This is a genomic window from Actinosynnema sp. NPDC091369 (assembly GCF_044757065.1).
Taxonomy (GTDB): domain Bacteria; phylum Actinomycetota; class Actinomycetes; order Mycobacteriales; family Pseudonocardiaceae; genus Actinosynnema.
Genome location: NZ_JBIVUG010000011.1, coordinates 221,223 through 240,291, shown reverse-complemented (window position 1 = coordinate 240,291; position 19,069 = coordinate 221,223). Strand labels below are relative to the sequence as shown.

Here is a 19,069-nt window from a genome sequence, read left to right as displayed (position 1 = left end):
TAACGGCTGGAGTTGACCGGTACTAATAGGCCGAGGACTTGTTACGAAGACGCTACGCATCCACTGTGCGGTTCTGAAAGAACCGAACCGGACCACCTGGTCGGGCACGAGAGTGCCTGGGTCGGGTGCCTACGGGTTGGTAATTTCATAGTGTTTCGGTGGTCATAGCGGTTGGGGAACACCCGGTCCCATTCCGAACCCGGTAGTTAAGCCTTCCAGCGCCGATGGTACTGCACTCGTGAGGGTGTGGGAGAGTAGGACGCCGCCGAACATAACTTCGCCTTCAGGGGCACTCGGATCATCGAGTGCCCCTGAAGGCTTTTTCGCGTCACGCGTCGGGTCGACGCCGCTGAACCGCGCGACTAAGTTCTCGGCCATGCACGAAGACCCCGCCGACCCCCGAACGCAGCGCCGCTCCGGCGGGAACGCCACCGTCCAGGCCGATCTGGCCACGAGCCCGTTCCGGGTCGACCGGGACCGGGTGGCCAGTTCGCCGTTCTTCGCCCGGCTCGGCGGTGTCACGCAGGTCGTCAGCTCGACCGGCTCCGGTCTGCTGGTGCACAACCGCCTCACGCACAGCCTGAAGGTGGCGCAGGCGGCCCGCGCCATCGCCGAGCGCCTGCACACCAGTCCGGACGTCGCCACGGTGCTGGAGAAGCTCGGCGGTTGCGACCCGGACGTGGTGGAGGCGGCGTCCCTGGCGCACGACCTGGGTCACCCGCCGTTCGGGCACCTCGGCGAGCAGGTGCTGGACCGGCTGGCCCGGCACCGGTTCGGGCTGTCGGACGGGTTCGAGGGCAACGCGCAGTCGTTCCGCATCGTCACGACCACGGACGTGCGGGGTCCGGCCGCGGTCGGGCTCGACCTGACCGTGGCGGTGCGGGCGGCGATGCTCAAGTACCCGTGGACGCGCCTGTCGTACCCGACGCCGCACCCGCGTGACCTGCCCGCTCCGCCGCGTGGTGCGGCCGAGCCGCCCGACGCGCCGGGCACCGGCTCCAGCAAGTTCTCCGCGTACGTCACCGAGCTGGACGACGTCGAGCAGTCCCGCGCGTTCTACTCGGGCCGGTTGGAGTCGTGGCAGCAGACGGTCGAGGCGTCGATCATGGACACGGCCGATGACATCGCCTACGCCATCCACGACCTGGAGGACTTCCACCGGGTGGGCGTGCTCCAGCACGCCACCGTGTCGACCGAGCTGAACACCTGGCTGGACCACGCGCTGGAGCTGGCCGCGCTGAGCGCCGCCGACCTCGCCGCCCAGGAACGCCGGCCGGGCCGGTCGCTGGAAGCCCTGCGCCGCCGCCTGCACGCCAAGGACTCGTGGGCGGTGGACGACGGCGCGTTCGCGCAGGCCGTGGCCAAGGTGCGGGCCGAGCTGGTGGACGGCCTGCTGGCGGTGCCGTTCGACGGGTCGGTGGAGGCCGAGCAGGCCGTGGCCGGGTTCTCCGCCCGCTGGACGCGCCGCCTGGTGGACTCGGTCGGCGTGGTCGAGGAGCCGACGACCCGCTCCGGGCACGTGGTGCTGGCCGTGGCGCAGTGGCACGAGGTGCAGGTGCTGAAGTTCGTGCACCGCCGGTTCGTGCTGCTGCGCCCGGACCTCGCGCTGCACCAGCGCGGCCAGGCGCGGCTGCTGACCGCCCTGGTCGAGGCGCTGGAGCAGTGGGTCACCGACCGGCACGAGGCGAACCGGCTGCCGCGCCGGCTGCACGACCTGGTCGAGCTGGCGGGTGACGAGTACGCGGCACTGGCCCGGACGGACCCGTCGGTGCTGGTCGGCGCCACGGGGGAGACGCCGTCCGGGCCGGACGCCGTGCGGGCGCTGGCGCGTGGCCGGGCGGTGGTCGACTTCATCGCCTCGCTCACCGACAACCAGGCCGCGGCGCTGCTCGACGCCCTGTCCGGGCGGACCGGTCAGCTGTGGACAGATGCTTTTGTACTGTGAAATGTGATGGATTCACCGTCTGAGAAGTAGGCCGAACGGTGGCAGACGGTACTTGTCCATGCGCAATACGTTGACCCCTCGGCCGGAGACATCCGACCGCAGGCCGCGTGCGTCGGGGGCACGCACGATCTGGGGGAGACGCCCGTGCGCTCACCGAAACGTCGTTTGCGAAGAAACGCCCTGATCGCGGCGGGTGCCGCCGTGCTGCTGACCGCGGGCGTGGCGTCGCCCGCCTCCGCCGACCCGACCCGGGCGTCCAAAGGCGTCGAGGATCGGACAGCCGCGCAGATCGCGGCGTTGCAGGACATCAAGAGGTCGCTCACCGAGGCGGAGTCCAAAATGGACAGCGCGCTCGTGGTAGAGCAGCGCAGGCGGTCCAACGCCACCACGCTCGCCAAGCTCCCCGCCCTCCAGACCGGCGTGAAGGTCCACAGCGGAAACACCGTCGTGGTGGACATCCGCGCGTTCAAGGTGACCGACGACCTGGTCGCCGCCGTCCGGGCCGCCGGTGGCGGCATCCGCGCGGTGTCCACCGAAGGCAAGACGGTCCGCGCCCAGCTGCCGCTCGGCGCGTTGACCAAGCTGTCCGCCCGCGGTGACGTCCGCCGCGTCGAGACCGCGGTCGAGTTCAAGACGTTCCACGAGCAGGACCGCAAGGCGGACCCGGCGCCGTCCAAGGAGGAGAAGGCCCGGCAGATCGAGGAGCGCACCCGCGAAGCCCTGATCACGCCGCAGGCCGCCCGGACCGGTGAGGGCGACCGGGCGCACGCCGCCGACACCGCCCGCGACGACTTCCGCGTCACGGGCACCGGCGTGAAGCTGTGCGCGCTGTCCGACGGCGTCGACTCGCTGGCCCTCTCGCAGGCCGCGGGCGAGCTCCCCGCCGGCGTCGAGGTCCTGGCCGGCCAGGAGGGCGACGGCAACGAGGGCACCGCGATGCTGGAGATCCTCCACGACATCGCGCCGAACGCGAGCCTCGGCTTCGCCACCGCGGTCAACGGCGACGCGAGCTTCGCCGACAACATCCGCGCCCTGCGCTTCCAGCTGGGCTGCGACGTCATCGTCGACGACATCCTGTACTTCAACGAGTCGCCGTTCCAGGACGGCGTGATCGCGCAGGCCGTGGACGCGGTCACCGCCGACGGCGCGCTGTTCTTCTCCTCCGCGGGCAACGAGGGCAACGTCGCCGACGGCACCTCGGGCCACTGGGAGGGCCAGTTCGTCGACTCCGGCGTCGGCGTCGGCAAGTTCGCCGGCACCGCGCACGACTTCAACCCGTCTCCGGACGCCAAGCAGGTGTTCAACCCGTTGTCGGACAGCTCCGTCAACGTGCCGGTGACGCTGTTCTGGTCCGACCCGCTGGCGTCGTCGTTCAACGACTACGACCTGTACCTGGCGAACGCGCAGGGCAACGTGGTGACGTTCAGCCAGGGCGTGCAGGACGGCAGCCAGGACCCGTACGAGCGGCTGAACACGCCCACCAGCGGGTTCGGCCTGCGGCTGGCCGTGGTCAAGTTCCGCGGTGAGGACAAGTACCTGGCGCTGTCCGCCCTGGGTGGTCGCTTCAAGGACTCCTCCGACGGGCTCAAGAAGTTCGCGACGCCGGGCGTGACCCGCGGCCACTCGGCGGCCAAGGGCGCGATCAGCGTCGCGGCGGCGCCCGCGAACAACCCGCTGCCGTTCGACCTGGAGCCGGGCGACCCGGCCAACCCGCGCGGCCCGTACCCGAACGCGTTCGACGGCGCGCAGAAGCCCGAGCGGTTCACCTCGGACGGTCCGCGCCGGGTGTTCTTCGCGCCCGACGGCACCCCGCGCGAGGAGGTCCGGCAGAAGCCCGACCTGACCGCGGCGGACGGCGTGCAGACCAGCGTGGCGGGCTTCAACCCGTTCTTCGGCACGTCGGCGTCCGCGCCGAACGCCGCGGCCATCGCGGGCCTGGTGCTGTCCGGCAACCCCGGCCTGTCGCCCGCGGAGGTCCGCGAGGCGCTGACCGCCACCGCGATCGACATCGCCGAGGCGGGCGCGGACAACCGGACCGGCGCGGGCGTCGTGCGCGCCGACCTGGTGCTGGCCTACACCGGCGCCTCGCCGCAGCCGCTGGCGAAGGCGGCGAAGCCGTCCGTGGTGAACGACAACGACGGCAGCCAGTACCTCAAGCCCGGCACCACGGCCACGGTGACCGTGCCGGTGGTCAACACCGGTGACGGCACGGCCTCGTCGACCAGCCTCGTGCTCACCACGCCCACCGCGGGCGTGACGATCGCGCCGCGGTCGAAGTACTACGGCAACGTCGAGGTCGGCCAGACGGTCACCAACACGTTCAAGGTGACCGTGCCCGCGACCGCGGGTGTCGGCTCGGCCGTCCGCCTGGACGCCAAGGTGACGTTCGCGGGCACCACCTCGCCCACCACCAGCACGTTCACGCTCAAGGTGGGCGAGCCGTCCCGCGACGCGAAGACCTTCGCCTACGCCGGGCCGGTCGTGGCCATCCCGGACAACGACCCGACCGGTGCCGCGGTGCAGATCCCGGTCAGCGGCGTCGGCCTCGCCTCCAAGCTCGTGTTCTCGGTCGACGGTGACACGTGCAGCTCGGCCACCGGCGCGACCACGGTCGGCATCGACCACTCGTTCGTCGGTGACCTGGTCGGCACGCTGACCTCGCCGTCCGGCGCGACCGCGACGGTGTTCCAGCGCAACGGCTCGACCGGCAACAACCTGTGCCAGGTCGTGTTCGACGACACCGCCGCGCAGCCGTTCTCCTCGGTGACCAGCAACCTCGCGCCGTACACCGGCACGTGGCGGCCCACCACCCCGTTCGGCGCGCTGCTCGCCGAGCCGGTGGACGGCACGTGGACGTTCAAGGTCGTGGACACGGCCACGTCCGACCGCGGCTCGATCCGCTCGGTCTCGCTGAAGATCAACGGTTACGTCTGATCGACGAAAAGGGCCCCGGGAGCGCGCTCCCGGGGCCCTTTTCGTTACGTGTTACTTCGGCCACTCCCAGCGGATGCCGAACACGCCGGGCCCGAAACCGAGCGCCACGGCGTGCACGCCACCCGCCGCGTCCAAGGCCAGGTTGCGCCGCCGCGACGGGGTGTCGTCACCGGCGGGCACGCTGAACTGCTGGCAGCGCGCGGGCAGGTTGGACTGGTCGAACCGCACCTCGATGACGTACTCGCGCACCGGCAGCCGGAACTTGCGGGCGAACGTGTTGTTGCCCGCCGGGTAGTGGCCCTCGGCGAACAGCAGCTCGTACTCCATGATGATGGTCTCGCCCCTGGTCAGGGGCCGGTCGAACATCATCTCGGCGGCCATGATGTTGGCCTCGGTGTCCTCGACCACCCGGCCGAGGTGGCAGTTGCGCAGGTTCACCACCTGCGGCAGCACGTTGGCCTGCTCGGTCTCGAACACCAGCGCCCACCGGTCCGGGCCGTCCTGCTCGGCGCGCAGGATCTGGCGCACCCACACCGAGCGCTGACCGCCGTCCGCGGCGATCTCGATCCGGTCGTGCTGGCTGATCCGACCCAGCTTCACGTCCGAGGTGGTGTCCACCTTGGTGAGCAGGTTCGCCACCCGCTCGCGGCGCGCCCACAGCGCGTCGATCGGCATCATCGTCGTCGGCCGGGACCGCCTGCCGCGCGGGCGCGGCGGTCCGAGCAGCGCGGACAAGCCTGCCTGCGGCACGCCGAGCACGGTCTCCAGGTGGCGCAGCGCCTCCAGCGACTCGGGTCGCTCGGGTCGGCGGCGGCCGGACTGCCAGTAGCTCAGCGTCGCGACGCTGATGGTGACCCCGCGCAGGGCGAGCCGGTGCTGGATGCGGTCGAGACTCAGCCTGCTCGCTTTGATCGCGGCTCTCAGCGCCTCGGGGAACGGTCCCGTGGTGAGAAGCTGCGCAAGACTGCCGTGGCCCGTCGAGTCGAGTTCGTCGACGGACAGGTTGGGTCGACCGGCAGCGTTGGTCATTGTGACTCCCCGCTGTCATGAGATCACGCCCCAGTGACCCTACCCGCCAACGCAGGGCGTTGGTGCCTTCCAGGTGGAGTCATTGATTGGGCCATACGGGTTACGAGTTCACTGGGATGGGCATCGTTCTGTCAAGTGGTGAACATCCGTGCTCCCCCCTTTGTAAACCCGCCGGTAACATTGTGCAACGGCCGCTTCGGGGTCCTGGTGGTGACCCTTCGGTACTGGTATGCCCCCGTCACGGGCCTTCCACGCCCCGCCGGCCCCGGCGTTGGCGGTCGTTGATCCGTTGGGCCTACTGTGTGCCCGGTGACCGCCGCCCAGGACGTCGTACCCCTGCCGGAGGACCCCCTGACGGAGGTCGCCGCCGCCGTGCTCGGCGACGGCACGCACGTGGTGGTCGACCTGCTCGACGTCGGGCGGTACCAGGGCGGGCCGACGGTCGACGTGGTCCGCGCGGGCGACGACCTGCTGCCCCGGCTGGCCCACGAGGGCGCGCTCGACCAGGCGCTGCTGCTGGCCCGGACGGTGCTGCGGCCCGGTGGCCTGTTCGTGGCCGCCGTGCCCGAGCTGGAGAAGCTGGGCCGGTTGCGGCCGACCGCGCCGCCGCCGAAGGTGTCCGGGCGCGGGTCCGAGCGGCAGGTGACCGTGCAGCTGTGGGACTGGGCGGCCGACGGCGAGTCCTACGCGCTGGAGGTCGTGCGGCTGGTGCGCGGCGCGGAGACCTGGGAGGTGGCGAACACCGTGTCGACCCGGCACCGCGTGCTCTCGCCCGAGCAGGTCGCCACCGCGCTGGCCGACGCCGGGTTCGGCGCGGTCCAGCGGCTCTCGCCCGCCGAGTGCGGGCACCCGCTGCCGGTCTGGGTCGCGGTCGCGCCGGCATGAGCAGGGTCCGCCCGGTCTCCGGGGGCGGCCGGGCGGTCGAGGTGCCGCCGGACCGCCTGGACGGGTGGTTCTCGCGGTTCGCCCAGCGCCACGGCGGGGTGGTGTCGACGTCCGTGACGTCGGACAGCTGCCTGGTCACGGCGGTGGACGGGGCGACGGCCGCGGTGTCGGCCGCGTTCGGCGAGTTCACCCCGCCGGGTGACCACGAAGGTCTGGTGATCGACGCGCTGCTGGCGCACGCGTCGGCGTCCCGACGGATCGGGCTGCTGCTGGTGCGGCTCGGCGGGCACAGCATCGGGGTGGCGCAGGACGGCGTGGTGCTCGTGTCGACCACGGACAGCCGTCAGGTGCACGGGCGCAACAAGGCGGGCGGGTGGTCGCAGCAGCGGTTCGCGCGGCGGCGGGAGGGGCAGGCGCGGGTCGCCCTCCAGGCGGCGGCGGACGACGCGGCGCGGGTGCTGGCTCCCCGGGTGGAGGAGCTGGACGCGGTCGTGCTCGGCGGTGACCGCCAGGCGTTGGACGTCCTGCGGGGTGACCGTCGACTGGGGGATGTGTTCGCGTTGGCGTCACGGCGCGTGTTGGACGTGCCGGAGCCCCGGCGGGCCGTGCTGGACGACGCCGCGGTGCGCGCCCTGGCGGTGGAGGTCGTCGTCCGGGAACCCCGCGAAAACTCGTGACAACCCCCGGCGACCCCGACCGCATTCATAAGGGTGAGGAGGCGCCGACCCGCGGCGGCCTCAGCTACCCGAGGAGCAGTCTTGCTGCGCAAACGACTCGTGCTGGCGGCCGGGGCCGTCGTGCTGGGCGGCATCGCCGTGGCCGGGACCGCGCTGGCGTCCGGCGGCGGGGACGAGGCGCCCGCGTCGACCACGACCAAGCCGCCCGCCACCTCGTTCACCACGTCGCCGCCCGCGCCGTCGCCCACGTCGATCGAGACCTCGCCGCGGTCGACGGTCACCGAGCCGCCGGTCACCACCAGCCCCGGGCCGGAGCCCACCACCGTGCGGCCCGAGCCGACGCCCCGACCGACGTCGCCCCAGCCGCCCGCCGCCACGACGCCGATGCCCACGGTGACCACGTCACCGGGCGCGTCGTTCCCGGTGGAGACCTCACCGCCGCTGCCGACCTCCACGACGGCCACCACGAGGCGCTGACGGCGTGAGCTGGGACGCGGAGTTCACCCACTACTTCGACCGGTGTGCCGACTCGATGCGCTTCACCGCGTTCTTGTTGTGCGGCAACCACCACGAGGCCGAAGACGTCGTGCAGTCCGCGTTCCTCAAGCTCTACCTGACGGGGCCGAAGCTGGCGCAGCGCGAGGGGGTGCAGACCTACCTCCGGCAGATCGTGGTGCGCACGTTCCTGGCGGAGCGCCGCCGGGTGCGGTGGAAACGGGAGAAGCTCACCGACGTGCTGCCGGACGTGCCGCAGCCGGGGGTGCTGAGCGAGGACCGGCTGGTGGTGTGGCAGGCGTTGCGCGCGGTGCCCGCCAAGCAGCGTGCGACGCTCGTGCTGCGGTACTGGCACGACCTGGGGGTGGAGGAGACGGCCGCGGCGCTCGGGTGCTCGACGGGCACCGTGAAGAGCAACACCAACCGCGGCCTCAAGGCGTTGAGGCAGAGGCTGGGACCGGAGTTCGGCGCGTTGTGGCAGGAGGTGTCGCGCGGTGCTTGAGGACGAGCTGAAGAAGACGTTCGAACAACTGAACACCCAGCCGCGGCCGAGCACGTTCGGGGCGGTGGACATCGTCTACCGCGGCGTCGCCGTCAAGCGCCGCCGCCGCGCCTACGCCGTCGCCGCGACCGGCACCGGCACCGCCGTGGCCGCCGTGGTCATCGCCTTCGCCCTCCACCAGCCGCCGGAGCAGGGCGACAACAGCCCGGCCGGCCCGCCCGGCCCGGACATCAGCACCAGCAGATCGGTCCAGCCGAGCCCGACCACCAGCCCCCGGTCCTCGTCACCCTCGGACCCACCGGCCTCCACCAGCCTGGGAACCACGACCGGCCCGGAAACCACGACCAGTCCCGGCCACACCGCCAGGACCACCACGAGCCCCCAGAGCACCGAGACCGGACCACCGCGGCAAACCACCACGACGGTCACCGAACCGCCGCAGACCACCTACCGCCCCCAGGTCGCCACCACGAGCCGCTGACCAGCGCAGACACCCACGGCGGAGCCCGTGGCCACGAGCCCCGCCGTCAGTGGTGTCCCAGCGTCCCGGGGTCTAGCCCAACGTGCCCGTGGCCAGCAGCCCGCCGTCCACGCGCACGGTCTCACCGGTGATCCACTCCGCGTCGTCCGACGCCAGGAACGCGACCAGCCGCGCGACGTCCTCCGGCATCCCGAGCCGCTTCATCGGGTACACGGCCGACGCCTCCTCCTCACGCCCCGTGTAGAGCGCCTCGGCGAACCGCGTCTTCACCACGGCCGGCGCGACCGCGTTCACCCGCACCTTCGGCCCGAGCTGCCACGCCAGCTCCTCCGTCAACCGGATCAGCGCCGCCTTGCTCGCCCCGTACGCGCCGATCACGCCCGTCGACCGCAGCCCGCCCACCGACGCGATGTTCACCACCGCCCCGCCGTGCTCCCCCATCCACGCCTTCCACGCCAGCTGCACGAACCCGAGCGCCGCCACCACGTTGACGTCGAAGATCTTCCGCACGGCGTCCAGGTCCGCGTCCACCAGCGCCCCGAACACCGGGTTGATGCCGGTGTTGTTCACCAGCACGTCCAGCCGCCCGAACCGCTCCACGGTCGCCTCGACCGCCCGCGCCCGGTCCTCGGCGTCTCCCGCGTTCCCCGGCACCGCCCAGCACGCGCTCGGGCGCGACGCCCGCCGTGGCCGCCAGCTCCTCGGCCGCCGCCGTCACCGCCTCCGCCTTGCGCGACGTGATGGTCACCGACGCGCCGCGCGTCAGCAGCTCCAGCGCGATGCCGTGCCCGATGCCCCGACTGGCGCCCGTGACCAGGGCCGCCCTGCCCGTGAAGTCCGAAGTCATACCGCGCAATGTATGCCGGTGGACACACAGTGCTAATCCCGTGGCGCGCACCCCGTAGACTGGGCACGTGGTCATCCTCATCGAGTAGGTCCCGCGCCAGCCGCGCCGTTGACCTCGCATGACCACACACCGGAGTAAAAGTTGATCACCGCAACCGATCTCGAGTTGCGCGCGGGTTCGCGCATCCTGCTGTCCGACGCCACCCTCCGCGTCCAGCCCGGCGACCGCATCGGCCTCGTCGGCCGCAACGGCGCCGGCAAGACCACGTCCCTGCGCGTCCTCGCGGGCGAGGGCCAGCCGTACGCGGGCGACGTCCGCCGCACCGGCGAGCTCGGCTACCTGCCCCAGGACCCGCGCGAGGGCGACCTGTCCGTGATCGCCAAGGACCGCGTGCTGTCCGCGCGAGGTCTGGACCAGCTGCTCCGCGACATGGAGAAGATGCAGTCCACGATGGCCGAGCTGGTCGACGACGCCGAGCTCCAGGCCGCCGTGCGCAAGTACGGCCGCCTCGAAGAGCGGTTCGCCGCCCTCGGCGGGTACGCGGCCGAGAGCGAAGCCGCCCGCATCTGCGCCAACCTCGGCTTGGCCGACCGCGTGCTCGCCCAGCCGCTGCGCACCCTGTCCGGTGGTCAGCGCCGCCGCGTCGAGCTGGCCCGCATCCTGTTCGCCGCCTCCGAGGGCGGCGTCGGCGCGAAGTCCAGCACGATCCTGCTGATCGACGAGCCGACGAACCACCTCGACGCCGACTCGATCGCGTGGCTGCGCGGGTTCCTCAAGTCCCACGAGGGCGGCCTGGTCGTGATCAGCCACGACGTCGAGCTGCTCGACGACGTCGTCAACAAGGTGTGGTTCCTCGACGCGACGCGCGGCGAGGTCGACATCTACAACATGGGCTGGAAGAAGTACCTCGAAGCGCGGGCCGCCGATGAGAAGCGCCGCCGCCGCGAGCGCGCCAACGCGGAGAAGAAGGCCGGCGCGCTCATGGCGCAGGCGGACAAGATGCGCGCGAAGGCCACCAAGGCGGTCGCCGCGCAGAACATGGCCCGCCGCGCCGAGAAGCTGCTGTCCGGCCTGGAGGAGACCCGCCAGGCGGACAAGGTCGCCAAGATCCGCTTCCCGCAGCCCGCGCCGTGCGGCAAGACCCCGCTGACCGCGGAGGGCCTGAGCAAGTCGTACGGCTCGCTGGAGGTCTTCACCGGCGTCGACCTGGCCATCGACCGCGGGTCGCGCGTGGTCATCCTCGGGCTGAACGGCGCCGGCAAGACCACGTTGCTGCGGCTCATCGGCTCGATGGAGCGCCCGGACAGCGGCGAGGTCATCGCAGGTCACGGCCTCAAGCTCGGGTACTTCGCCCAGGAGCACGAGACGCTCGACCACGAGGCCACCGTGTGGGAGAACACCCGCCACGCCGCGCCCGACGTGCCCGAGCAGCAGCTGCGGTCCCTGCTGGGCACGTTCCTGTTCAGCGGCGAGCAGCTCGACCAGCCCGCCGGCACCCTGTCCGGCGGTGAGAAGACCCGGTTGGCGCTGGCCGGCCTGGTGTCCAGCGCGGCGAACGTGCTGCTGCTCGACGAGCCGACCAACAACCTCGACCCGGCCAGCCGCGAGCAGGTGCTCGACGCGCTGCGCCGCTACGAGGGCGCCGTCGTCCTGGTCACGCACGACCCCGGTGCGGTGGAAGCGCTTGAGCCCGAGCGGGTGATCCTGCTGCCCGACGGGACGGAAGATCACTGGTCGCAGGAGTACCTGGAACTCGTGCAGTTGGCCTGAGGCAACGGTTTCCGGCCCTTCTCACCCGAACGTGAGCACTGATCGACTCTGCGTGATCAAACGACCGCTCGCAGATCATTTCGCTTGATCACCTGGCGTTCTTGGTCTCCGTGTTCGATCATTGCGACGACAGGGGCTTTCGAAGGCCCGACCTGCTGTCTACGGAAGGCGGGACAAGGTGGCTGACCTGAAGAAGGGCGCCCGGATCACCGGCGCCACGCGGGACAAGCTGGCCGCTGACCTGAAGAAGAAGTACGAAAAGGGCGCGAGCATCCGGGCGTTGGCCGAGTCCACCGGACGCTCCTACGGCTTCGTGCACCGGGTGCTCAGCGAGTCCGGTGTGCAGCTGCGCGGTCGCGGTGGCGCCACCCGCACGAAGAAGAAGTAAGCTACCCTCCGGTAACCACAGGGCGTCGAGGAGAGACGACGCCTGACGAAACCCGGAGGTTCACGCATGTCGGCACCGACCACCATCGACGCCGACCTGCTGGAACGCGGAGGCGTGCGGCTCGTCGTCGACGGGGCGCGCGCGACTGTCACGCTCGACCGTCCCGACGTGCTCAACGCACAGACGCCGTCGACCTGGGTGGCGTTGCGGACGATCGGTGAGCAGCTGGGCCCGGACGTCCGCGTCGTGGTCGTCCGGGGTTCCGGTCGCGCCTTCTCCGCAGGGCTCGACCGGCGCATGTTCACGGGCGCCCCGGTGGAGGGCGAACCGGGTCTGCCGGAGATCACGCGACGGGGACCCGAAGCAGGCGCCGCGCTGATCGCGGAGTTCCAAGAGGGCTTCCGCTGGCTGCGCGACCCGGCTCGGGTGACGATCGCCGCAGTGCGCGGGCACGCGATCGGCGCGGGCTTCCAACTCGCCCTCGCGTGCGACTTCCGCGTGGCCGCCGACGACGTCAAGTTCTGCATGGCCGAGACCTCGCTCGGCCTGGTGCCCGACCTGGGCGGCACGTTGCCCCTGGTGCGCCTGGTCGGGTACTCGCGCGCGGCCGAGATCTGCGTGACGGGGCGGCGGGTCGGCGCGGAGGAGGCGCTGCGGATCGGCCTGGCGAACTCCGTCGTGCCCGCGGACGAGCTGGACTCGGCGGTCGACGCCCTGGTCGCCCAGGTGCTCCAGCCGTTGCCGGGCGCGGTGCGGGAAACGCTGGCGCTGCTCGCTTCGGCGGCGGACGGCGCTTCGGAGGAGGCGCAGCTGCGTGCCGAACGCGAAGCCCAACTCCGCCGCCTGGCAGAGCTGAACGCCCTGGTCAACGGCCAGTCCTGATCTCGGTGCCGAACACGATCGGGTGATTATGGCCCGACAATGTACGGAAACACTGTTACCGCCCCTCGGTTGAACAGGACCGAGCGCCGAAACCACCCCACCTGCCCAGCCGCCCCCACCCGCACCAGTTAGCCCGCCAACCCCGAACTCCGGCCGGCCCACGAACCCCGCCCGGCACGCGCGTCCCGACTGGCCCGCCCGCCCTCCTGGCCCACCCGCCCCGGGTGGTGGCGGCTCCGGTGGCGTGGAATCCCGCGGGAGCGTGTGGGGAACGTGCGCGATCGGGAACGTCGGGGGAGCCGCCGGCGTTACCGTCTGTCGTGGACGGTTCCTGGGGATTGATGCGCAGCGCGATGCGGGCGTCGGGCGCACCTGCGGCGGTGCGGCGGGGCACGTTCCGCCGCGTGCTGGGGTTCGCCGGCCCGCACCGGGCGAAGCTGGTCGTGTTCCTGCTGCTCACCGTGGTGTCCGCGGTGCTCGCGGTCAGCACGCCGGTGCTCGCGGGGCGGGTGGTGGATGCGATCGTCGGCGGGCGGGACGTGTCCGTCGTCGTGTGGCTGGCCGTCGTGATCGCGGGGATCGCGGTGGTGGACGCCGGGCTCGGGTTGGTCGAGCGGTGGCAGTCGGCGCGGATCGGGGAGGGGCTGATCCACGACCTGCGGGTGGCGGTGTACGGGCACGTGCAGCGCATGCCGATCGCGTTCTTCACCCGGACGCGGACGGGTGCACTGGTCAGCCGGTTGAACAACGACGTGATCGGCGCGCAGCGGGCGTTCACGTCGACGCTGTCCGGGGTCGTCACGAACGTCATCCAGTTGGGGCTCTCGCTCGGCGTGATGTTCACCCTTTCGTGGCAGGTGACGGCGTTGGCGCTCGTGCTGCTGCCCGCGTTCGTCATCCCGGCGCGGCGCATGGGCAGTCGGATGGCGGATTTGCAGCGCGAGGCGTCCACGCTGAACGCGGGCATGACCACCCAGATGACCGAGCGGTTCTCCGCGCCCGGCGCGACGCTGGTGAAGCTGTTCGGCCGACCCGACGCGGAGACCGCCGAGTTCGGCGAACGGGCCGCGCGCGTCCGCGACATCGGCGTCCGCACGGCGATGGCCACCCGCTGGTTCATGACCGGCCTGACCCTGGTCTCCGCCCTGGCGCAAGCCCTGGTCTACGGTCTGGGTGGCTACCTCGCGCTGACCGGCCACCTCGCCGCGGGCACCGTCGTCTCGCTCGCCCTCCTGCTGACCCGCCTCTACTCGCCGCTCACCGCCCTGGCCAACGCGCGGGTCGACGTGATGACCGCCCTCGTCTCGTTCGAACGCGTGTTCGAAGTGCTCGACCTGAAGCCGATGATCGCCGAACCGGACGCCGCGCGCCGCGTCCCCGACGGGCCGGTGTCGGTCGAGTTCGACGACGTCCGGTTCGCCTACCCCGCGGCCGACAAGGTCTCACTGGCCTCACTGGAATCAGTGGCCACATTGGACACGCGCGGCGGCGAGGAGGTGTTGCACGGCATCAGGTTCCGCGCCGAACCCGGTCAGCTCGTGGCGCTCGTCGGGTCGTCCGGCGCGGGCAAGTCGACCATCGCCACGCTCGTGCCGCGGCTCTACGACGTCGACTCCGGCGCGGTGCGGCTGTCCGGTGTGGACGTCCGCGAGCTGGCGTTCGACTCGCTGCGCCACACCGTCGGCGTCGTCACCCAGGACGGTCACCTGTTCCACGACACGATCCGCGCGAACCTGAGCTACCCCCGACCCGACGCGACCGACGACGAGCTGTGGGACGCGCTGCGCCGCGCCCGCCTGGACCACCTCGTCGCGTCATTGCCCGACGGCCTCGACACGGTGGTGGGGGAGCGCGGCTACCGGCTCTCCGGCGGCGAGCGCCAGCGGCTCACCATCGCCCGCCTGCTGCTGGCCCGGCCGCGCGTGGTCATCCTGGACGAGGCGACCGCGCACCTGGACTCCGAGTCGGAGGCGGCGGTGCAGGTCGCGCTGACCGAGGCGCTGCGCGGCCGGACCGCGCTGGTGATCGCGCACCGGCTGTCCACGATCCGCGCCGCCGACCAGATCCTGGTCGTGGAGGACGGGCGCGTCGTCGAACGCGGCACGCACACCGAACTGCTGGCCGCCGACGGGCGCTACGCCGAGCTGTACCGCACGCAGTTCGACGACGCGCCCGCCGAGGCGGACCCCGACTACAGCGCGCCGAGGAACGTGCCGGTGGCCGCCACCGCGACCTTGGACGAGCCGCCGTTCACCACCAGCACGGAGAACGCCAGGTCGCCCCGGTAGCCGACGAACCAGCCGTGCGACCGCGTGCCGTCACCGAACTGGGCGGTGCCGGTCTTGCCGCGCACCGCGCCGTACCGGGCCAGCTCCCGCGCCGTGCCGCCGGTGACGACCTCGCCCATCATCGACCGCAACGCCCCCGCGACCCCGCCGGGCAGCGGCGCCGGCGGCGCGCCCTCGGTCGGCAGCTCGCGGATCAGCCGCGGCACCGGCGTGCGGCCGTTCGCGACCGTGGCCGCGACCAGCGCCATGCCGAACGGCGTCGCCTGCATCTGCCCCTGCCCGATGCCCGCCTCGACCCGCGCGGGCACGGAGTCGGCGGGCGGGATCTTGCCGGTGTTCGTGGTGATGCCCGCGACGGTGAAGTCCGACGCCAGCCCGAAGTAGGCGGCGGCCTCCGGCAGCGCCGTCGGGGACATGGTCGCCGCCAACTGGCTGAAGCTCGTGTTGCACGACGCCGCGAACGCCCGGTGCAGCGGCACGGTGCCCAGCTCGAACGAGTCGTCGTTGGTGATCTGCCGGGTGCCGATGGTCGCCTTGCCGGGGCACGGCACCGGCGTGTCGGCCGTGGCCAGGCCGCCGGTCAGCGCGGCGGTCGCGGTGACGATCTTGAACGTGGACCCCGGCTCGTAGCGGCCGTAGAGCGCGAGCGGGTCGTGGCCCGCGGTCGCGTTCTGCGCCACCGCCAGGATCTCGCCGGTCGACGGCTGGATCGCGACCAGCATCGCCGCCTCCCCGGCCACCTGGTCGACCGCGGCCTGGGCGGCGGCCTGCGTCTTCGGGTCCAGCGTGACCGTCATCGACTGCACGGCCTGCGCCTTCTGCTCCTGCAGCACGGTGACCGGCGCGCCGGCCTGGTCGACGATCGCGACCTGCCAGCCGGGCGTGCCGTTCAACGAACCGACGGCCTGTCGCACCGAACCCATCACCACGGGGGCGAAGTCGGGCGGCACGGGTCGGCCCGTGCGGTCGAACAGCGCACCTTCGGCGGACGTCGTGGTGTAGGCCAGGCTCTGGCCCTCGCCGAGCTGCGGGTGCAGCAGAGCGGGTGACCAGTGCACGCGCCACTGGTCGTCCACGAGCCTCAGCTCGACCTTGGTGGCGTACTTGAGCGGCACGCCGCCCGGCAACGTCCACGTGACGTCGGCGTCGACCCCGGCGGTCGTGACACCCTCGGTGACCTGTGGCAACCGGCCGAGCTGCGCGTGGAACGACGCGCCGGGCATGCCCTGCCGGGTCCGGGCGAGCACCGCGCCCGCCACGCCCGACGCGTCGGTGACCGCGGCCGCCTGTCCCGCCTGGCCGGACATCACCGCGGTGAAGAACTGCTGGGCGACGACGCCGGGAGCCACCCGTTCGGGTTTCTTCTCGGCTTCCGACCCGCCGCCCGACCACAGCACCACCGCGCCCGCGACGATCACCGCCGTCGCCGTGATTCCCCCTGCGGCCAGCACTCGGCGCTTCGCTCTCTTGTTCACGAAAAACCCCCTCGTCGCCCGACATTAACGCGGACGTGTGGAGGATTCGTGAACGTTGCTCAGCCCAGCTGGGGCACCCGCGTCTGGTACTTGCGCAGCAGGTCGGCGTTCGCCGCGTCGCCGCCCTCGACGTTCGCGCTGCGCCACAGCGGCAGCGCCACGCCGGCTTCGGCGGCCTTGTCGAACAGGCGCACCATGAGCAGGTTCCACAGGAACGCGGTCGCGATCGTGGACACGGCGGCGGTGACCGGCTCGGCGAGCGGGTAGGTCGCGTCACCGGGCGGGACCAGGTTGTCCAGCACGACGGTGGCGTTCTCGGCGAGGGTCGTGCCCGCTCGGCGCGGTGCGAGCGCGCTCGCCGCGACCGACGTCACCGCGACCACGGGGCAGCCGGCGTCCGCAGCGAGCATGGCCAGTTCGACCGGGTAGGGGTTCACGCCCGAGGTGGAGAAGACGAACAGCACGTCGTGCGCGGCCAGGCCCGCTTCGTTCAGGACTTCGGCGGCGAGGCCGGAGCGGCGTTCGGCGGACGTGCTGCTGACCGCGCCGTGCATGGGCAGCAGTTCAGGGTGATAGATGGGGCGGACGCAGGCCAGGCCGCCGGCGCGGTAGAACGTCTCGGCGACCGCGGCCAGGGAATGGCCCGCGCCCGCGGTGAGCACCATGCCGTCCGCGCGGACGCTCGCGAGCACCAGCTCGGCCACGTCGTCCAGCGCGGCCGCGTTCTGCTGCTCCACCCTGGTCAGGTGGTTGCGCACGACGTCGCCGTAGTCGGTGTCGGTCACGGGCTCGGTCGTCATGCGGTCCTCCGGTGGTCTATACCATACGGTGCAGGTGCCCAAGTCCTACCGGATCGTCCCATCACCCGCCAGAGTGTTGACGAGTGAACATGATCGGTGTTCAGATGAACGCCATGGATGTGTCGTGGCGTCACGAGAAGATCCTCCACCGCCTGCGGGGTGGCGAGCGGGTGTCCGTCGGCAGCCTGGCGGAGCTGGTGGGTGCTTCGGAGATGACGGTGCGGCGCGACCTGGACGCGTTGGAGCGCGAAGGGCTGCTGCGGCGCGTGCGCGGTGCGGCGGTGAGCATGTTGACGGGGGAGGAGACGCCTTACGCGGCGCGGGCGCGGCAGCGGCTGGAGGCGAAGCGGCGGATCGGGGCCGCTGTCGCTTCGCTGCTCGACGACGGTGAGACGGTCGTGCTCGACGGCGGCAGCACCACGGTCGAGGTGGCGCGGCGGCTGACCGATCGGCGGCTGACCGTGCTGCCGTTGTCGTTGCACTCGGCGGACGCGCTGCGGGGGGCCGAGCAGGTGCGGATGGTGCTGCCGGGCGGCGACATCCGGCCCGGTGAGCTGGCGTTCGTGGGGCCGCTGACCGAGCACGCGTTCCGCGTGATGCGGTTCGACACGATGGTGCTCGGCAGCTGCGGGTTGAGCGCGCGCAACGGGGTGTCCGCGCACGACCTGGCCGAGGGGGCGGTGAAGAAGGCGGCCGTGGAGGCGTCGGCGCGGGTGATCGCGGCGATCGACAGCTCGAAGTTCGGGCGGACGGCGTTCGGCCGGGTGTGCCCGGTGGACGAGATCGACGTGCTGGTCACCGATTCCGACGCGCCGGAGGAGGAGTTGAGCCGGATCCGCGAGGCGGGGGTGGAGGTCCGGCTGGTCTGACACCGGGGGCGCGCGGTCGCCGGCGGTGGGCCGCTACGGCTGCCGAGGGTCGGCCGGGGGGCGCCTGGCTTGCGCGGGGCGGCTGGGGTCGCGTGGCTGCTGTGTTAGTTGCGCTGGTTCCGTTGAGCGGTTCTGCGGACGCGGTGCGTGATCCGGCGTCGCTGGCCGGCAACGCCGGATCACCGTCGACGGAGTGACCAGCTCGAGGAAGCCCTGCGACACGGCCCAGGCCCGCTCCACCTCGCAGCGGTCTTCGGACTCTCCCACGCCACGGCCGTCCGCTACGCCGAGGCAGCCCGCCGGACCCTCGCCGGCGAGGAGGCTCAAGATGCCGCCCACGACGACAGGGAACGGTCGTCACCGCAGCGGCAGACCAGCAACGAGCACGTCAGCGGCGAAGGCGCTGTTCCTCGCCGGCAGTCAGAGTGACCCTCCAACCGTCGTACTCAGCACCCGCGTCCTCGGCGATCCGTTCCGTCCGACGCTCGACACCGCCGGCCTCGGTCGCCGTCAACGGGCACGTGGTGAACGCCGCGACATGCCAGTACCCGTCGCCGGTCACCTCCTCGTCCACGACGACATCGGTGATCCCCAGGTCGTTCAGGGCGCGCACGACGGCCTCTGGATGACGTCCCGGAGACGAGAAGAAATGCGTCACGGAGACCGGCATCGACAGGTCCCGACCAGCTTGTTCGGCCCGTGCCCGCTCTCGGGACAAGTGGTCGGCCCCTCGCTCTGCACCCACGAGCAGAGCCTAGCCAAAGCCTCAGGAGTTCATCATCACCACGATGAGCCCTCAGAA

16 protein-coding genes, 1 rRNA gene and 1 pseudogene are annotated in these 19,069 nt (G+C 71.8%); 13 read left to right on the top strand and 5 right to left on the bottom strand.

From position 1 onward, the window contains the following. Positions 1-154 precede the first annotated feature (154 nt). The 3 genes from rrf to ACIQMJ_RS32610 all read left to right on the top strand — a co-directional run bounded on the left by rrf (position 155) and on the right by ACIQMJ_RS32610 (position 4,879). Positions 155-271 (top strand): 5S ribosomal RNA (rrf, locus tag ACIQMJ_RS32620). 105 nt (positions 272-376) lie between these two features. Continuing rightward, the gene (locus ACIQMJ_RS32615; protein WP_499764834.1) at positions 377-1,945 is read left to right on the top strand and encodes a deoxyguanosinetriphosphate triphosphohydrolase family protein; all 1,569 of its coding nucleotides are present in this window, start codon (positions 377-379) and stop codon (positions 1,943-1,945) included. Between the two features lie 144 nt (positions 1,946-2,089). Continuing rightward, positions 2,090-4,879 (top strand): S8 family serine peptidase, encoded by a 2,790-nt coding sequence (locus ACIQMJ_RS32610; protein WP_499764833.1) that lies wholly within the window; start codon positions 2,090-2,092, stop codon positions 4,877-4,879. Positions 4,880-4,930: 51 nt separating this feature from the next. Here ACIQMJ_RS32610 and ACIQMJ_RS32605 read toward each other — a convergent pair whose 3' ends face one another. Next, entirely contained in the window at positions 4,931-5,908 is a 978-nt protein-coding gene (locus tag ACIQMJ_RS32605; RefSeq protein WP_499764832.1) for a hypothetical protein, read from the bottom strand. Between the two features lie 309 nt (positions 5,909-6,217). Here ACIQMJ_RS32605 and ACIQMJ_RS32600 point away from each other — a divergent pair, with 309 nt between their 5' ends. From ACIQMJ_RS32600 to ACIQMJ_RS32580, 5 genes are all read left to right on the top strand, one after another. Continuing rightward, the gene (locus tag ACIQMJ_RS32600; RefSeq protein ID WP_499764831.1) at positions 6,218-6,793 is read left to right on the top strand and encodes a hypothetical protein; all 576 of its coding nucleotides are present in this window, start codon (positions 6,218-6,220) and stop codon (positions 6,791-6,793) included. Beyond that, the gene (locus ACIQMJ_RS32595) at positions 6,790-7,470 is read left to right on the top strand and encodes an acVLRF1 family peptidyl-tRNA hydrolase (RefSeq protein WP_499764830.1); all 681 of its coding nucleotides are present in this window, start codon (positions 6,790-6,792) and stop codon (positions 7,468-7,470) included. The genes ACIQMJ_RS32600 and ACIQMJ_RS32595 overlap by 4 nt, the downstream gene beginning before the upstream one ends. Before the next feature lie 81 nt (positions 7,471-7,551). Further along, complete coding sequence (locus ACIQMJ_RS32590) at positions 7,552-7,947, top strand: hypothetical protein (protein ID WP_499764829.1); 396 nt, start codon at positions 7,552-7,554, stop codon at positions 7,945-7,947. Positions 7,948-7,951: 4 nt separating this feature from the next. Continuing rightward, positions 7,952-8,467 carry a SigE family RNA polymerase sigma factor gene (locus ACIQMJ_RS32585; RefSeq protein WP_499764828.1) on the top strand — a complete coding sequence of 172 codons (516 nt, stop codon included), beginning with the start codon at positions 7,952-7,954 and terminating at the stop codon, positions 8,465-8,467. Continuing rightward, positions 8,460-8,948 carry a hypothetical protein gene (locus tag ACIQMJ_RS32580; RefSeq protein WP_499764827.1) on the top strand — a complete coding sequence of 163 codons (489 nt, stop codon included), beginning with the start codon at positions 8,460-8,462 and terminating at the stop codon, positions 8,946-8,948. The genes ACIQMJ_RS32585 and ACIQMJ_RS32580 overlap by 8 nt, the downstream gene beginning before the upstream one ends. A 72-nt stretch (positions 8,949-9,020) precedes the next feature. Here ACIQMJ_RS32580 and ACIQMJ_RS32575 read toward each other — a convergent pair. Continuing rightward, positions 9,021-9,795, bottom strand: a pseudogene (locus tag ACIQMJ_RS32575) (SDR family oxidoreductase). 141 nt (positions 9,796-9,936) lie between these two features. Between ACIQMJ_RS32575 and ACIQMJ_RS32570 the strand changes: the two are divergent. The 4 genes from ACIQMJ_RS32570 to ACIQMJ_RS32555 all read left to right on the top strand — a co-directional run bounded on the left by ACIQMJ_RS32570 (position 9,937) and on the right by ACIQMJ_RS32555 (position 15,123). Continuing rightward, positions 9,937-11,565: an ABC-F family ATP-binding cassette domain-containing protein gene (locus tag ACIQMJ_RS32570; protein WP_499764826.1), complete on the top strand. Its 1,629-nt coding sequence runs from the start codon at positions 9,937-9,939 to the stop codon at positions 11,563-11,565. Between the two features lie 178 nt (positions 11,566-11,743). Continuing rightward, on the top strand, positions 11,744-11,953 hold the full coding sequence (locus ACIQMJ_RS32565) for a helix-turn-helix domain-containing protein (RefSeq protein ID WP_015103570.1): 210 nt from the start codon (positions 11,744-11,746) through the stop codon (positions 11,951-11,953). A gap of 66 nt (positions 11,954-12,019) precedes the next feature. Then, positions 12,020-12,835: an enoyl-CoA hydratase/isomerase family protein gene (locus ACIQMJ_RS32560; protein ID WP_499764825.1), complete on the top strand. Its 816-nt coding sequence runs from the start codon at positions 12,020-12,022 to the stop codon at positions 12,833-12,835. Positions 12,836-13,155: 320 nt separating this feature from the next. Next, positions 13,156-15,123, top strand: a complete 1,968-nt coding sequence (locus ACIQMJ_RS32555; protein WP_499764824.1) for an ABC transporter ATP-binding protein — start codon at positions 13,156-13,158, stop codon at positions 15,121-15,123. On the opposite strand, the gene ACIQMJ_RS32550 is transcribed toward ACIQMJ_RS32555, so the two are convergent. Together ACIQMJ_RS32550 and ACIQMJ_RS32545 are read right to left on the bottom strand one after the other, a co-directional pair. After that, entirely contained in the window at positions 15,027-16,598 is a 1,572-nt protein-coding gene (locus ACIQMJ_RS32550) for a penicillin-binding transpeptidase domain-containing protein (RefSeq protein WP_499764823.1), read from the bottom strand. The two genes, ACIQMJ_RS32555 and ACIQMJ_RS32550, sit on opposite strands and share 97 nt — an antisense overlap. Before the next feature lie 59 nt (positions 16,599-16,657). After that, positions 16,658-17,398, bottom strand: coding sequence for an SIS domain-containing protein (locus tag ACIQMJ_RS32545; protein ID WP_499764822.1), 741 nt, complete (start codon positions 17,396-17,398; stop codon positions 16,658-16,660). Positions 17,399-17,502: 104 nt separating this feature from the next. Between ACIQMJ_RS32545 and ACIQMJ_RS32540 the strand changes: the two genes are divergently transcribed. Continuing rightward, positions 17,503-18,267 (top strand): DeoR/GlpR family DNA-binding transcription regulator, encoded by a 765-nt coding sequence (locus ACIQMJ_RS32540; RefSeq protein WP_499764821.1) that lies wholly within the window; start codon positions 17,503-17,505, stop codon positions 18,265-18,267. A 388-nt stretch (positions 18,268-18,655) separates the two neighbouring features. Here ACIQMJ_RS32540 and ACIQMJ_RS32535 read toward each other — a convergent pair whose 3' ends face one another. After that, a complete protein-coding gene (locus ACIQMJ_RS32535) occupies positions 18,656-19,012 on the bottom strand; it encodes a ribonuclease E inhibitor RraB (protein WP_499764820.1) in 357 nt (118 codons plus the stop codon). Positions 19,013-19,069: the final 57 nt, after the last annotated feature.

Bases quoted from the DNA above. Each gene is read 5' to 3' on its own strand.
- ACIQMJ_RS32615 (WP_499764834.1), top strand. From the start codon at position 377: ATGCACGAAGACCCCGCCGACCCCCGAACGCAGCGCCGCTCCGGCGGG.
- ACIQMJ_RS32605 (WP_499764832.1), bottom strand. From the start codon at position 5,908: ATGACCAACGCTGCCGGTCGACCCAACCTGTCCGTCGACGAACTCGAC.
- ACIQMJ_RS32595 (WP_499764830.1), top strand. From the start codon at position 6,790: ATGAGCAGGGTCCGCCCGGTCTCCGGGGGCGGCCGGGCGGTCGAGGTG.
- ACIQMJ_RS32560 (WP_499764825.1), top strand. From the start codon at position 12,020: ATGTCGGCACCGACCACCATCGACGCCGACCTGCTGGAACGCGGAGGC.
- ACIQMJ_RS32545 (WP_499764822.1), bottom strand. From the start codon at position 17,398: ATGACGACCGAGCCCGTGACCGACACCGACTACGGCGACGTCGTGCGC.
- ACIQMJ_RS32540 (WP_499764821.1), top strand. From the start codon at position 17,503: ATGAACGCCATGGATGTGTCGTGGCGTCACGAGAAGATCCTCCACCGC.